Raw genomic sequence first — 14,802 nt, 5'->3', positions numbered from 1 at the left:
TCCTTCCTAAAATTCCAGCGACTCATGAAATTCGAACAGTACCATGCTGATGTGCGCGCCCAAATTGATTATCAATTAGAGCAACACATCAATAGTTTACCAGAACAAGCCTCGCCGCTCGCGGATGCAATGAAATATGCATTGTTGAGCAACGGCAAGCGGGTCAGGCCGTTATTGATGACCATGGTAGCTGAGATGCTCAACGTATCATTCGCAAAAGTGCTCAATCTAGCCTGCGCAGTGGAATGCATTCACGCTTATTCACTCGTGCATGATGACTTACCAGCAATGGATGACGACGACTTGCGCCGAGGTCAACCTACTTGTCATATTTTATTTGACGAAGGCATGGCGATTTTAGCTGGTGATGCACTGCAAACCATGGCTTTTGAAATTGTTGTCAAAGACGCTTTGCTCATTGCCGAAGAGAAAATAAAAAGTTTGAGACTCTTGACCAATGCTTCAGGCTACGCCGGTATGTGCGGCGGCCAAGCGATTGATTTAACACACACTAATCAACAAATTGATGTCAAGACTCTGACAGAATTACATCAACTAAAAACCGGCGCATTATTGCAAGCATGTGTCTCGATTCCAATGGCGCTTGCTGAAGGGATGGATGAAAGCGCACAAAAAGCCTTGCTGCAGTTTGCTCAAAAAATTGGCTTAGCTTTCCAAGTGCAAGATGACATTCTTGATGTGACCGGTGATAGTGCTACATTAGGTAAGCCCAGCGGTTCAGACGAAGAAGCCAACAAATCTACTTTCCCCGCGCTATTGGGACTCAGTGCAGCACAGAATTACCTAGACAAACTCTACAGCGAAGCGTTGACCAGTTTGAAGCAATTACCCTATCATACGGATCCATTAAGGGACTTTGCACAGTATATAATTAAACGGAATTATTAAAATAATAATGAATACCATGACCCTCTCACTCGACCACTACCCATTATTAGCGTTGGCGAACAATCCGGCAGAGTTACGAACTTTGCCTAAAGATAAACTTCCTCAGTTAGCCGATGAACTCAGACAATATCTTTTAGCATGTGTCAGCCAATCGTCGGGACACTTTGCATCGGGTCTTGGTACGGTCGAATTAACGGTCGCACTGCACTATGTATACAATACCCCATTTGATCAACTCGTTTGGGATGTCGGTCATCAGGCCTATCCGCATAAAATCTTAACCGAGCGCCGCGAACGCATGGCAACCATTCGCCAAAAAGACGGATTACACCCTTTCCCTTGGCCATTAGAGTCAGAGTACGATACATTTGCTGTCGGCCATTCTTCGACATCAATTAGCGCTGCCCTCGGTATGGCTATCGCAGCAGATAAAGAAGGCAAAAATCGCAAAACTGTCGCAGTCATCGGCGATGGCGCGATGACCGCAGGCTTGGCATTTGAAGCATTGAATCACGGCGGGGATTTGGACAAAGACTTAGTCGTCGTATTGAACGACAATGAAATGTCGATATCCGAAAATGTTGGCGCCCTAAATTCTCACTTAGCGCGCCTGTTAACTGGGAATTTTTATAATACAATCCGCGATGGTAGCAAAAAAGTGTTATCTAACGTGCCTCCGCTCAAGGAATTCGCTTCTAAGGCTGAGGAACACATTAAGGGCATGGTCGTGCCTGGAACCATTTTTGAAGAATTAGGTTTCAACTATATTGGTCCAATTGATGGGCACGATGTTAAAGGTATGGTTGATACCTTACGTAACATGCGTCAAAACAGAGGACCTCAAATTCTCCATGTAGTTACCCGCAAAGGCAAAGGCTATGAAGTAGCCGAAAAAGATCCGATCAAATTCCACGCCGTACCTAAATTCAACCCTGCCGATGAAGCGTTACCGAAACCCAAACCGACGTCACCCTCTTATTCGGCGATTTTTGGTCAATGGTTATGTGATATGGCCGAAGTCGATCCAAAACTCATGGCGATTACCCCAGCTATGCGAGAAGGGTCTGGCATGGTCAAGTTTTCACAAGCCTACCCTGAGCAATACTTTGATGTGGCGATTGCTGAGCAACACGCAGTGACCCTTGCTGCGGGTATGGCAACGCAAGGATTGCATCCGGTAGTTGCGATCTACTCGACGTTTTTACAACGTGCTTATGACCAGCTCATCCACGATGTGGCCTTACAAAATTTACCTGTGTTATTTGCGATTGACCGCGCCGGTATTGTTGGTGCCGATGGTCCCACCCACCAAGGCGCCTTTGATATCAGTTTCATGCGCTGTATTCCTAACATGGTGATCATGACGCCTGCTGACGAGAATGAGTGTCGACAAATGCTGTACACTGGTCATCAACATCAAGGACCAGCGGCGGTACGCTACCCTCGTGGAGGAGGGCCTAATGTCCCAATTGAATCGAACATGACGGCGATACCTTTGGGTCAATCGCGAAGTATTTTACAAGGAAAAAACGTTGCGATACTCAATTTTGGTACTCTGTTGCCAGAGGCTCAGAAGGCTGCTGAAGCGCTAGGCGCAACCCTCGTTGATATGCGCTTTGTTAAACCTCTTGATGAAAAAGCGGTTTCAGACCTAGCTGCGACTCACGAACTACTTGTAACATTAGAAGATGGTGCGATCAAAGGTGGCGCGGGTTCAGAAGTAGCTGAATATTTGTTTAACACACAAACCCAGGTTAAGTTGCTCCAGTGTGGCTTGCCGGATACCTTCATTATGCAAGGCACTCAAGCAGAAATGTATGCCGAACATCAAATCGATGGCGCGGGGATCGTCGCTCAAGTCAACGCGTTTCTTAATGTGTAAATATCAAGTAAAGATGTAAACACCCTAGCGTACAAAGACCAGCGACTATGTCGTCGGCCATGATCCCTAAACCACCGTCGAAACGCTTATCGATAACGCCAATCAAACTGGGTTTGGCGATATCAAAATAACGAAACAAGACAAAGCCAAGCAAAGCCGTATCCCACGCCAAAGGGACGGCTATAAAAGCCACCAGCATGCCGGCTATTTCATCCCAGACGATGGCTCCGTGATCATGCACTTGTAATTTCTGAGCTGTGTAATGACAAAGCCCAATCCCAACTATACAAGCAACTAGGGTCACAATAACAAACATCATCAAATTGATATCTGTCAGTAGCCAAAGTAAAGGCAAAGCGGCCAATGAGCCAAATGTTCCAGGTGCTTTTGGCAGCAAGCCACTGCCAAAACCAAAGGATAGAAAATGTATCGGATGAAACCAAGGGGCTGCTTGTTTTTGTTCGGCTGTCAGCATCTTTTATCCTTAAAATTGATGTTCATATCCGCCTTTGGTAAGTTTATATGTTTGTCCATTAGATATAAATGACAGGCTATTGGCCGATTCAGTAATATGCCCTATTTTGGTGATAGGCACATTACACTTTTGAGCAATCTGTTGGAGTTCGGCTGCATGAGATTTTGGCGCAGTGAAACACAACTCGTAATCATCACCGCCAGTTAAAGCATACTCTTGTGCTTGCTTTTCTGTCACATAATCAAGTAGTTCAGAAGAGTAAGGTAGTGCACTGACATCAATCTGAGCGCCTACGAATGAGGCCTTTAAGATGTGTTTGATATCACCCGCCAACCCATCAGACACGTCCAAACAACTGCTTGCCAAACCTCGTAATTGCTTGCCTAACAACACTCTCGGCGTGGGTCTTAGTAAGCGTTCAAGCAAATTATACTGGATAATGTCTCGTTCTGAATGATCCGCTTGTGTGTTTAGAATATTCAACCCAGCGGCAGCATCCCCTAATGTTCCACTAACATAGATATCATCACCCACTTGTGCACCATCTCGTCGTACGGCTTGGCCACGAGGAATGAGACCATGGATCGTTACGCTAATCGATAAGGGCCCTGAAGTGGTATCACCACCGATTAATGCGACCTGATAATCCTCACACGTTTGCATGAAGCTTCGCGCGAATTCTGATAACCATTGCGGCGGTAGTTTAGGTAACGTGAGTGCGAGTGATACCCAAGCTGGAGTCGCCCCCATCGCTGCCATATCACTCAAATTAACTGCGAGCACTTTATAGGCCAAGTCCGCCGGAGCCACATCTGGAAAAAAATGCACACCACTGACTAGTGTATCGGTGCTGACAAGAAGTTGTTGTTCAGGTGGAACATCTAAAATTGCAGCGTCATCGCCAATTCCAAGGACAACTTGAGAATGATTTGTGCCCGCTGAGGGTTGTGCAAAAAAGGTTTCAATCAGTGAAAACTCTTGCATACGGACACGTGTCTAAATTTAGGCTTGTTCGTATTTGCGCAATGTGCGTACGGCTTTATCAAGTACACCATTCACAAACTTGTGGCTTTCTTCTGCGCCAAATACCTTAGCTAACTCAATCGCTTCATTGATCACGACCTTGTATGGTACATCAATACGTTGCGTCAACTCATAGGTAGCGATACGCAAAATCGCTTTTTCAATGGGATCCAGTTCTTCAGGTAAACGGCCTAGGTAAGGCTTTATTGCTACGTCTAAATCCGCTACTTGCTTAATCGAACCTTGCAATAACTCTTGAAAATAGGGCATGTCGACTTTGCCCATTTCGTTTGTGGTGGCAAGATTGAGCTCAATGCTGGCCACATCGTTGTTCGACAGCATCCACGAATAGACGCCTTGTAATGCCATTTCGCGCGCCCTACGACGCGCTGCAGGTTTCATCTTTTGACTCACGCAGTTGCCTCATCAATGGCCGCCATCACGTTGACCATTTCTAACGCACCAAGAGCCGCTTCCGCGCCCTTATTCCCTGCTTTGGTTCCTGAACGCTCAATCGCTTGCTCAATACTGTCTGTAGTAATCACACCAAATGACACAGGAATATTAAATTCTAACGACACTTGCGCCAGACCTTTATTACACTCACCCGCTACAAAATCAAAATGTGGCGTCCCCCCGCGAATCACTGCACCTAGCGCGATTATGGCATCGTATTGGCCTTGTTTAGCAATTTTTTTGGCGGCGAGCGGTAACTCATAAGCACCTGGCACACGCACCACTGTGACATCAGAATCGCTGACTTCACCGTGACGCTCGAGTGCATCCAACGCGCCTTCTAATAAAGACTCCACAACAAAACTATTAAATCGCGATACAACAATTGCAAATTTTTTGCCCGTTGCGCGCATGTTGCCTTCAATTACGTTCATGAATGAATTCCTTAATAAAAATTTGGTGTGGAGTATATCACAAATGCCAGTAGTCTCACTAGAAATCGCTGATGTACTCAACAACTTCTAAACCAAAACCGGATAAACCTGAATATTTGATGGGTTTTGATAACAAACGCATTTGTTTGACCCCCAAAGCTTCCAATATCTGTGAGCCGATACCCACAGTTCGAGAACTGCCTTGCCATGTTTTTCCAGGAGCCACTTCACCGCGGTCTTCTGCGGCAAACTGTTTGATTTGCCCTTCTAGGTCTTCTTTCGCGCCTAACAGCACTAATACACCACCGTCTTGCGCGATGCGTGACATCGCTTTGGCCAAATTCATAGACCGATTCACACCTCGAGTAGAAGCCAGCAAATCAGAAAACGTATTGTGCAAGTGTACGCGAACCGTGGTCGGCTGGGTTGAGTCTATTTCGCCATTGATGAGTGCAAAATGCAGCTCACCGTCAATCACGTCTTTGTAGGTAACAAGTTCAAATTCACCGTATTCAGTTGGCAAATGACAGCGTGCGATTTCTTCAATCGTCGTTTCGTTGTGATTGCGGTATTCAATTAAATCGGCAATCGTGCCTATTTTAAGCCCGTGTTTTTGCGCGAATTGTTCAAGTTCTGGACGACGTGCCATCGTGCCGTCTTCATTTAGGATCTCAACGATCACAGATGCAGGTTCACAGCCAGCCAAACGCGCCAAGTCCACGCCAGCTTCAGTATGTCCAGCACGTGTAAGTACACCGCCCTCTTTGGCGATGAGAGGGAAAATATGCCCAGGTTGTACAATATCCGTTGCTTTGGCATCCGGGTTGACGGCGGCTAAGATGGTAGTGGCTCTATCCGCAGCTGAAATACCCGTTGTCACCCCTTCCGCAGCTTCGATGGAAACCGTAAAATTAGTCGAGAACTGAGCTGAATTTTTGTCGACCATCAATGGTAATTTTAAACGACGACAACGCTCAGCTGTCATTGGCAAACAGACTAAACCACGCGCGTGAGTGACCATAAAGTTAATTGCTTCAGGTGTGACATGCTCTGCCGCCATTACGAGGTCGCCTTCATTCTCACGGTCTTCGTCATCCATCAAAATGACCATTTTTCCTTGGCGAATATCTTCAATCAGTTCTGTAGGGGTATTAAAGGTGGACATAAGCGTCTGTGTTTCCTATTTTAAATAGCCGTTTTCAGCTAAAAATGCCATGCTAATGTCTTGTTTGTTATGTTCTTTTTGACCTTGCATTAAGCGTTCTAAATAACGAGCAATCACATCGACCTCAAGATTGACTTGAGTACCGATTTTGTATTGTCCGATAATGGTTTTTTCTAAGGTGTGCGGGATCAGCCACAGCATAAACTCATCTCCATCCAGTGCGTTCACTGTCAAGCTTACTCCATCCACCGTAATAGAGCCTTTATGAGCAATATAATGAGCGATGTCTTGCGGCATTTTGACCCAGACTTCAATGTATTCATGCTGGTCAATGATACGACTGATCGAGCCCACGCCATCCACGTGACCTGACACAATGTGACCGCCAAAACGAGAGGTCGGTAGCATGGCTTTTTCTAAGTTAACTTGCATGCCCGAAGTATAATGTGCAAAACCGGTATACTTAATGGTCTCTGTCGAGACGTCCGCACAATAATAATCATTGCCAAATTCTACGACAGTCAAACATACACCATTAGTCGCAATGGAGTCGCCAAGCTGTACATCTGACATATCCAAATTAGGACAGTGCACTTTAAGTTTAATATCTTTACCCGTTTGCGTTAACCCAGTGATAGTGCCAACTGCTTCAATAATACCAGTAAACATAAGGTTTCCTAAGGTTCTAACGAGAAAATGAATTTTTGATCAGGACCGATGGTACGCTGTTCTTTCAGGGTGAATTTTACCGCATCTTGCAATTGAGTTAAATCAGAGATTGCAAAAGCGCCTTGAGCCTTATCCCCAAGAATCACTGGTGCTTGATAAAGGACAAGTTCATCCACGCAGTGCCCTTCAAGTAAAGCACCCGCTAATCCGGAACCGGCTTCAACCCAGACACGATTCAGTTGCATTTGTGCAAGCTTTTCCATCATGACACTCAAATTAGGACGTTCAGCGACAAGCGGTATACGAATTTGTTTATTATGAGTTGGTAGCGCATCATTTTGTATCACATTAAACACGCATACTGGAGCATTGGCGGATTGGAACATGCCTTGTTCGCCAACGCGGTTATGTGAATCCAATACGACACGCAAAGGCTGCTCAAATTGCGCTAATGGATTGCGCAATAAGACATCTTTTAACGCCTGAGGCGCTTCGTTCATTCGGACTTGCAAATTTGGATTATCTGCGAGGACTGTCCCTGAACCAGTTAGGATCGCATCAGATTGAGCACGATGTAATTGCACGTCTGCTCTGGCTTGCGGCGAGGTGATCCATTGACTTTGGCCATTGCTTAACGCGATTTTGCCATCCAAAGACATCCCCATTTTGAGCGTTACAAAAGGTCTCTTAGCCTCGACTCGAGTTAGAAAACCAGCGTTAAGTTCTCTTGCTTGTTGCTCTAAACAAGGACCATCAACAACGATACCTGCGGCTTTTAATCTAGCAATGCCTTTGCCCGATACTTCGGGAAAGGGATCACGCATCGCTACCACTACACGACCAATACCCGCGTCAATCAGTGCATTGGCACAAGGGCCAGTGCGGCCTGTGTGAGCGCATGGCTCAAGGGTGACATAGGCCGTGGCTGCTTTGGCTCGCGTTCCGGCTTGTTGCAGCGCGTTGATTTCGGCATGCGCAGTGCCTGCTTGGTGATGATGTCCCTCTCCGACGATACTCTCCTGTTGGGTGATCACACACCCAACCATTGGGTTTGGCCGTGCCGTGTACTCACCTAACTTGGCTAAACGCAGAGCGCGCGCCATCATTTGATAATCAAAGTTCGAGAGACTCATTCGAGATCGAGATCCTGCTGACCTAGTTTGGCAATTTCTTCCCCAAATTCACGAATGTCTTCAAATTTGCGATAGACCGATGCAAAGCGCACGTAGGCGACTTGATCGAGTTTTTTGAGACGATTCATGATTTGTGTACCGACAAATTCAGTATTCACTTCACGCTCACCAGTGCCACGAATACTGGACATGATTTCGACGATTGCCTTTTCAATTTTCTCTGCTGAGACAGGGCGTTTTTCTAAGGAGCGTAAAATCCCCGCACGCAACTTATCTTCATTAAACGGTTCACGAGTGCCATCGCGTTTGATCACTCTAGGCATTACTAGTTCTGCGATTTCAAAGGTAGTAAACCGTTCTCTACAAGACGCACACTCGCGCCGGCGGCGGATTTGATGACCATCCGCGACCAAGCGTGAGTCGATGACTTTGGTGTCTTGCTCATGACAAAAAGGACAATGCATGCTCTACTCCATAAACAAATTAACCGGCATATAGCCGGTTAATCATAATCATTGTACAGCGAAAGTGCTACGCATATACAGGGAACTGCTTAGTCAAAGCGCTAACCTCTGATTGGACTCGAGCGATAACTGATTCATCACCCATGTTATCCAAAATATCACAGATCCAATTAGCCACTTGCATTGCTTCAGCATCTTTAAACCCGCGACGCGTAATAGCAGGTGTCCCAATCCGTAAACCAGAAGTAACAAACGGTGAGCGCGGATCATTCGGAACTGAGTTTTTGTTCACGGTAATATGAGCTTGTCCTAGCGCCGCATCAGCGTCTTTACCTGTGATGTCTTTATCAATCAAATCTAATAAGAACAAGTGGTTCTGCGTGCCATTGGAAACAATCTTATAGCCGCGTTCTTGGAACACTGAAACCATTGCTTGTGCGTTTTTCACAACCTGCGCCATATAGGTTTTGAACTCTGGCTCTAATGCTTCTTTAAAGGCAACGGCTTTCGCTGCAATCACGTGACACAAAGGCCCCCCCTGATTGCCAGGGAAGACTGATGAATTCAGTTTTTTGTAAATATCTTCATCGCCACACGCAGACAAGATCAAACCAGAACGAGGTCCAGCTAGAGTCTTATGCGTGGTCGTTGTCACCACATGAGCGTGAGGCACTGGGTTTGGATAAACACCACCAGCGACTAAACCAGCAACGTGCGCCATATCAACTAATAAGTATGCACCCACTTTGTCAGCGATCTCACGGAATTTTGCCCAATCCACCACACCTGAGTAGGCCGAGAAGCCACCGATGATCATCTTGGGCTTATGCTCTAATGCTAAGGCTTCGATTTCGGCATAATCAATTACACCATCCGCATCAATACCATACTGCACTGCATTGTAAATTTTGCCTGAAAAGTTAACATGAGAGCCGTGGGTCAAATGACCACCGTGTGCTAAGGACATACCCAATACAGTGTCACCTGCGTTGAGCAAAGCACCAAATACGGCAGTATTAGCTTGCGAACCTGCGTGAGGCTGTACGTTGGCATATTCTGCACCAAACAAGGCTTTGGCACGCTCAATCGCTAGGTTTTCGACTACGTCAACATGCTCACAACCACCGTAATAACGCTTACCAGGATAGCCTTCCGCATATTTATTTGTTAGCTGCGAACCCTGCGCTTCCAAAACGCGTGGCGAACAATAGTTCTCTGACGCGATAAGTTCAATGTGATCTTCTTGACGTTGATTTTCAAGTTCGATGGCTTTGGCTAATTCAGGATCGAAATCAGCAATATTCATGTTGCGCTGTAGCATAAGTCAAATACCTATAGATTGAGCAAGGTTATGTTTAAAGTCGTATTTTACGCAATTTTTAAGCAAAAACCTAGCAGTGCACCCATTAAAACTTTTTATCAAAATGATTTATTTTGTTTCCAGTGCTTTCACTCGTTTGGCGAGGTGGTCTAATTGCTTGTAACGCACTGAGTTTCGACGCCATTCATTGTATGGCGCGTGTGGCATGCCAGAGGAATACACCCCGGGCTCGGTTATGTCTGATGTGACCATGGTATTGCCGGTTATTTGCACATTGTCACAAATGGTGATGTGGCCATTTATCGCAACAGTACCGGCGACAATCACATTTTTGCCTATTTTTACACTCCCCGCCATGGCGACTGCACCACATAAACACGAGCCAGAGCCAATTTGACAGTTATGAGCGATGTGTACTTGGTCATCAATGATCACGTTGTGTTCAATCACCGTGTCGGCAAGGGAGCCTCGGTCGATCGTACACAACGCACCTATCTCGGTATTATCGCCGATGATCACGCGTCCGGTTTGCGGGATTTTACGCCACGTACCTGCGTCATTGGCATAGCCAAATCCATCTGGGCCAATGACTGTACCACTCAGTACAGCAACCTTTTGACCTAACTGACAGGAGTGATAAATCGTTACATTCGCATGGATATGTGAACCAGAACCAATGACTGCATTTACCCCAATCACACAGCCCGGACCAATCGTGACATCTTCACCAATAATAGCACCTGCTTCAATCACTACATTTGGGCCAATGTTTGCATTAGCCCCTACTTGAGCCGTGTCATCGATGACTGCACTGGGATGGACCCCATATTGGGGACGCGGGGTCGGATCGAGCTGTTGCGCTGCCAGCGCAAAACCAACATACGGATCTTTCATCACCAACGCCGCACCAGCGTAATCGCGGGCAAGTGCTTCCGTCAATATCACCACACTGGCATGACATTCAGGCAGTTTGGACAGGTACTTTTTGTCATTCAAAAAGGTAATATCCCCTGTTTGAGCCTCATCGAGTGGCGCCACTTTGTTAATTTGAATTTGTGTGGCTTCCTCTTGGGTAAGATTGTGTAAGGTTGCGTTTAGGTGGTTGGCAAGGGCTTGGATATTCATGCGTATCTCTTTGACAAAGCTATATGCGTCTTATCATAAATCATCTAAGTTGATTCAACAAAATTTTGTGTGCAGAAATTGTCCTGCTGTAAAAAGCAGTTGTGGAGAATCGACACAATGCTAAAATTACACTCGATTAATCATTTTCAATTATTTAGAGGATCTCATGGCACAATTCGTGTACTCCATGCACAGGGTCGGCAAAATCGTCCCGCCGAATCGTTTCATCTTAAAAGATATTTCCCTGAGCTTTTTTCCTGGCGCCAAAATTGGTGTGTTAGGTTTAAACGGTGCAGGTAAATCCACCTTGTTACGGATCATGGCCGGGGTAGACACCGATATTGAAGGTGAAGCGCGTCCCCTACCTGGCATAAAAGTCGGGTATCTACCGCAAGAACCAAAACTTGATGAGTCTTTAGATGTGCGTGGTAATATCGAACTTGCGCTTGGTGAAGTCAAGCATGCACTTACTCGCTTAGATGAAGTTTATGCCGCGTACGCCGAACCAGATGCAGATTTTGACGCACTGGCAGCCGAGCAAGGCAAGCTTGAAGCGATTATTCAAGCGCAAGATGGTCATAACCTAGATGCTGCACTAGAACGAGCTGCAGATGCCTTGCGTCTGCCACCTTGGGATGCAGACATTAGCAAATTATCCGGAGGCGAGCGTCGTCGCGTGGCATTGTGTAAGTTACTACTCGAAAAGCCTGACATGCTGCTGCTTGACGAACCAACCAACCACTTGGACGCTGAAAGTGTGGCTTGGCTCGAGCGCTTCTTGCACGATTATGATGGCACCGTCGTAGCGATAACTCACGATAGATATTTCTTGGATAATGTTGCTGGCTGGATCTTAGAACTAGACCGTGGTGAAGGGATCCCGTGGGAAGGCAATTATTCATCGTGGCTAGAACAAAAAGACAAGCGTCTAGAACAAGAAGAAAAAGCAGAGAGTGCACGTCAAAAGTCGATTAAACAAGAACTAGAGTGGGTCAGACAAAATCCGAAAGGTCGTCAAGCTAAATCCAAGGCCCGTATGGCTCGTTTTGCTGAACTCTCGACCGGCGATTATCAAAAGAGAAACGAAACCAATGAGCTATTCATCCCACCGGGCGAGCGCCTCGGTGATAAAGTCATTGATGTGAACGGCTTGAGCAAATCATACGGTGACAGAGTGTTGATCGATGATTTGTCTTTCTCTGTGCCCAAAGGTGCTATTGTTGGCATTATCGGTCCAAACGGTGCAGGTAAATCCACCCTCTTTAGAATGCTTACTGGAGCAGAACAAGCCGATAGCGGCACCATTGATGTGGGGGAGACAGTACAAATTGCCTCGGTTGAACAGTTCCGCGACCACATGAATGAAAACCAAACCGTCTTCCAAGAGATATCCGATGGGCAAGATATCATTCGTATTGGCAATTTTGAAATCAATGCCCGAGCGTATTGTTCTCGCTTTAACTTTAAGGGTACGGATCAACAAAAATTCATCAAAGATTTATCTGGTGGTGAGCGCAATCGGGTGCATTTGGCCAAACTTCTTAAAGCCGGAGGGAACGTACTGTTATTGGATGAACCAACTAATGACTTGGACGTTGAGACCTTACGTGCATTGGAAAATGCGTTATTAGAATTCCCTGGTTGTGCCATGGTCATCTCGCACGACCGTTGGTTCCTTGACCGGGTTGCAACTCATATAATGGACTACCGAGATGAAGGTAAGATCAACTTCTATGAGGGCAATTACACTGATTACGAGGCATGGCTCAAAGAAAACTTTGGTCAAGATGTAGTTGAGCCGCATCGCTTGAAATATAAGAAGATTGCCAAGTAGTAGACTTCCAATAAAAAAGGGGCTATCAAGCCCCTTTTTTGGTGTACAGTGTCGAAATTAGATAACTTCGATGTTCTCTGCCTGTGGACCTTTTTGGCCTTGACCGATAGTAAATTGTACTTTTTGACCTTCATTCAAAGTGCGGAAACCCTCACCTTTGATTGCGCGGAAGTGTGCAAACACATCTGGGCCATTTTCTTGTTGAATGAAGCCAAATCCTTTTGATTCGTTAAACCATTTTACGATACCGGTTGAAACGTCCGACATAATTTTTCCTATAGATATAAATAAATAAACACAGCTAAATTTAATTAGCTAAAAAATTGCCATAGAAGGCAATCGAAAGTGCAAGCAGAGGATAAAACAACGACCGGAACTGTAGGGAATGCGTCTATAGACAACACACTTAGAATACGCCTAATAAGTAATCAGGTCAATGTTAAATGCATTTATTTATGTGTATTTATGCTTTGTGACAGTCGTAGCCTTAAGAAATCTCTTGAATTGCCTCAAGCGCATCACTCAAACGCGATACGGCAATCACCCGCATTCCATGGATGGTTCGTTTAGGCGCGTTTGCCTTGGGGACAATAGCCACTTTAAAGCCGTGCTTGGCGGCTTCACTTAAGCGCTCTTGCCCATTCGGAACCGGTCGAATTTCACCCGACAACCCCACTTCACCAAACGCAATCAACTCTTGTGGCAAGTTTCGGTTACGAAAACTCGACACCATCGCCAATAATAATGCCAAATCAGCACTGGTTTCAGCGACCTTGACCCCACCGACCACATTGGCAAACACATCTTGGTCATTCATGAGCAGTCCACCATGCCGATGCAAGATGGCCAGTAGCATCGCCATGCGATTTTGTTCTAGACCCACGGCAACCCGTTTGGGATTATGAGCTTGTGAATGGTCAACGAGCGCTTGGATCTCAACGAGTAGTGGACGCGTGCCTTCCCACACTACCATCACAATGCTACCAGGAGATTGTTGCTCATCTCGTGACAAAAAAATCGCAGACGGGTTATTGACCTCTTTCAAGCCCTTTTCGGTCATTGCGAACACACCGAGTTCATTGACTGCGCCAAAGCGATTTTTATGACTGCGCAAAGTGCGATACCGACCGTCTGCATCACCTTCCAGCAACATGGAACAGTCAATACAATGCTCTAGTACCTTAGGCCCCGCCAAAGAACCATCTTTTGTCACATGACCGACAATTAATAACGCGACGTGATTTTGTTTGGCAAAACGGGTCAGGTACGCAGCCCCTTCTCGCACTTGTGATACACTTCCTGGAGCTGAGGTGATATCGGGGACGTGCATGACTTGAATAGAGTCAATAACCATAACATCCGGGGCTTCTTGTAGTGCTATTTGACAAATTTGTTCAATGTTCGTTTCGGCTAATAGTTTCAGGTTATCATTTGCTAAACCTAACCGTTGCGCTCGCATGGCCACTTGTTGCAGTGATTCCTCACCGGTGACGTACAATACTGACTTTTGTTGTGCTAATAAGCACATTACTTGCAGAAGCAAGGTCGATTTACCCGCGCCAGGTGAGCCACCAATGAGTACGGCGGAACCAGGAACAATACCGCCGCCAAGCACCCTATCCATCTCATGAAATCCGGAACTAAAGCGCGGTAAAGCGGCCAAATCAATGCTTGATAGAGTCTCAACTTTGGCACTCGTGGCACCTGCGTAGCCGGAAAAATTGCGCACCGCTGGCGAAGCCGACTGATTTATACTCATCTCAGTAAGTGTATTCCATGAGTTGCAACCATTACATTGCCCCTGCCAGCGAGGATGTTCAGTACCGCACTCATTACACACATACGTCGATTTTTTCTTAGCCATAAAATAAATAATTTTGTCGTTAAGTCGATAGTATTTTATTGCAATGCC

At 46.0% G+C, this 14,802-nt stretch carries 15 protein-coding genes; 3 read left to right on the top strand and 12 right to left on the bottom strand.

All coding sequences use genetic code 11. The annotated features are described in order from the left end of the window. Positions 1-24 precede the first annotated feature (24 nt). A complete protein-coding gene (locus NLG07_RS06590) occupies positions 25-909 on the top strand; it encodes a farnesyl diphosphate synthase (protein ID WP_254854687.1) in 885 nt (294 codons plus the stop codon). Positions 910-925: 16 nt separating this feature from the next. Beyond that, positions 926-2,791 (top strand): 1-deoxy-D-xylulose-5-phosphate synthase, encoded by a 1,866-nt coding sequence (gene dxs, locus NLG07_RS06585; protein ID WP_254856827.1) that lies wholly within the window; start codon positions 926-928, stop codon positions 2,789-2,791. Here dxs and NLG07_RS06580 read toward each other — a convergent pair. From NLG07_RS06580 to lpxD, 10 genes are all read right to left on the bottom strand, one after another. Next, entirely contained in the window at positions 2,781-3,266 is a 486-nt protein-coding gene (locus NLG07_RS06580; RefSeq protein WP_254854686.1) for a phosphatidylglycerophosphatase A, read from the bottom strand. The genes dxs and NLG07_RS06580 overlap by 11 nt on opposite strands. A gap of 9 nt (positions 3,267-3,275) precedes the next feature. Next, positions 3,276-4,250: a thiamine-phosphate kinase gene (thiL, locus tag NLG07_RS06575; RefSeq protein WP_254854685.1), complete on the bottom strand. Its 975-nt coding sequence runs from the start codon at positions 4,248-4,250 to the stop codon at positions 3,276-3,278. Positions 4,251-4,268: 18 nt separating this feature from the next. After that, positions 4,269-4,691, bottom strand: coding sequence for a transcription antitermination factor NusB (nusB, locus tag NLG07_RS06570; RefSeq protein ID WP_254856826.1), 423 nt, complete (start codon positions 4,689-4,691; stop codon positions 4,269-4,271). Positions 4,692-4,699: 8 nt separating this feature from the next. Beyond that, on the bottom strand, positions 4,700-5,179 hold the full coding sequence (gene ribE, locus NLG07_RS06565; protein ID WP_254854684.1) for a 6,7-dimethyl-8-ribityllumazine synthase: 480 nt from the start codon (positions 5,177-5,179) through the stop codon (positions 4,700-4,702). A 58-nt stretch (positions 5,180-5,237) separates the two neighbouring features. After that, on the bottom strand, positions 5,238-6,344 hold the full coding sequence (gene ribBA / locus NLG07_RS06560; RefSeq protein WP_254854683.1) for a bifunctional 3,4-dihydroxy-2-butanone-4-phosphate synthase/GTP cyclohydrolase II: 1,107 nt from the start codon (positions 6,342-6,344) through the stop codon (positions 5,238-5,240). A 15-nt stretch (positions 6,345-6,359) separates the two neighbouring features. Beyond that, complete coding sequence (locus NLG07_RS06555; protein ID WP_254854682.1) at positions 6,360-7,013, bottom strand: riboflavin synthase; 654 nt, start codon at positions 7,011-7,013, stop codon at positions 6,360-6,362. 8 nt (positions 7,014-7,021) lie between these two features. Then, on the bottom strand, positions 7,022-8,146 hold the full coding sequence (gene ribD, locus NLG07_RS06550) for a bifunctional diaminohydroxyphosphoribosylaminopyrimidine deaminase/5-amino-6-(5-phosphoribosylamino)uracil reductase RibD (protein ID WP_254854681.1): 1,125 nt from the start codon (positions 8,144-8,146) through the stop codon (positions 7,022-7,024). Further along, positions 8,143-8,610: a transcriptional regulator NrdR gene (gene nrdR / locus NLG07_RS06545; RefSeq protein ID WP_254854679.1), complete on the bottom strand. Its 468-nt coding sequence runs from the start codon at positions 8,608-8,610 to the stop codon at positions 8,143-8,145. The genes ribD and nrdR overlap by 4 nt, the downstream gene beginning before the upstream one ends. Positions 8,611-8,677: 67 nt before the next feature. Then, on the bottom strand, positions 8,678-9,931 hold the full coding sequence (gene glyA, locus NLG07_RS06540) for a serine hydroxymethyltransferase (protein WP_254854678.1): 1,254 nt from the start codon (positions 9,929-9,931) through the stop codon (positions 8,678-8,680). Between the two features lie 108 nt (positions 9,932-10,039). Further along, positions 10,040-11,056 carry a UDP-3-O-(3-hydroxymyristoyl)glucosamine N-acyltransferase gene (gene lpxD, locus NLG07_RS06535; protein ID WP_254854676.1) on the bottom strand — a complete coding sequence of 339 codons (1,017 nt, stop codon included), beginning with the start codon at positions 11,054-11,056 and terminating at the stop codon, positions 10,040-10,042. 166 nt (positions 11,057-11,222) lie between these two features. Here lpxD and ettA point away from each other — a divergent pair, with 166 nt between their 5' ends. Further along, the gene (gene ettA, locus NLG07_RS06530) at positions 11,223-12,890 is read left to right on the top strand and encodes an energy-dependent translational throttle protein EttA (RefSeq protein ID WP_254854675.1); all 1,668 of its coding nucleotides are present in this window, start codon (positions 11,223-11,225) and stop codon (positions 12,888-12,890) included. A gap of 57 nt (positions 12,891-12,947) precedes the next feature. Here ettA and NLG07_RS06525 read toward each other — a convergent pair whose 3' ends face one another. Together NLG07_RS06525 and radA are read right to left on the bottom strand one after the other, a co-directional pair. Further along, the gene (locus tag NLG07_RS06525) at positions 12,948-13,157 is read right to left on the bottom strand and encodes a cold-shock protein (protein ID WP_254854674.1); all 210 of its coding nucleotides are present in this window, start codon (positions 13,155-13,157) and stop codon (positions 12,948-12,950) included. A 220-nt stretch (positions 13,158-13,377) separates the two neighbouring features. Then, the gene (gene radA / locus NLG07_RS06520) at positions 13,378-14,754 is read right to left on the bottom strand and encodes a DNA repair protein RadA (protein WP_254854673.1); all 1,377 of its coding nucleotides are present in this window, start codon (positions 14,752-14,754) and stop codon (positions 13,378-13,380) included. Between the last annotated feature and the right edge of the window lie 48 nt (positions 14,755-14,802).

The organism is Alteromonas sp. LMIT006 (assembly GCF_024300645.1).
GTDB lineage: Bacteria > Pseudomonadota > Gammaproteobacteria > Enterobacterales > Alteromonadaceae > Opacimonas > Opacimonas immobilis.
The sequence above is the reverse complement of the archived record's forward strand: the minus strand, read 5'-3'. Positions and strand labels throughout refer to the sequence as shown.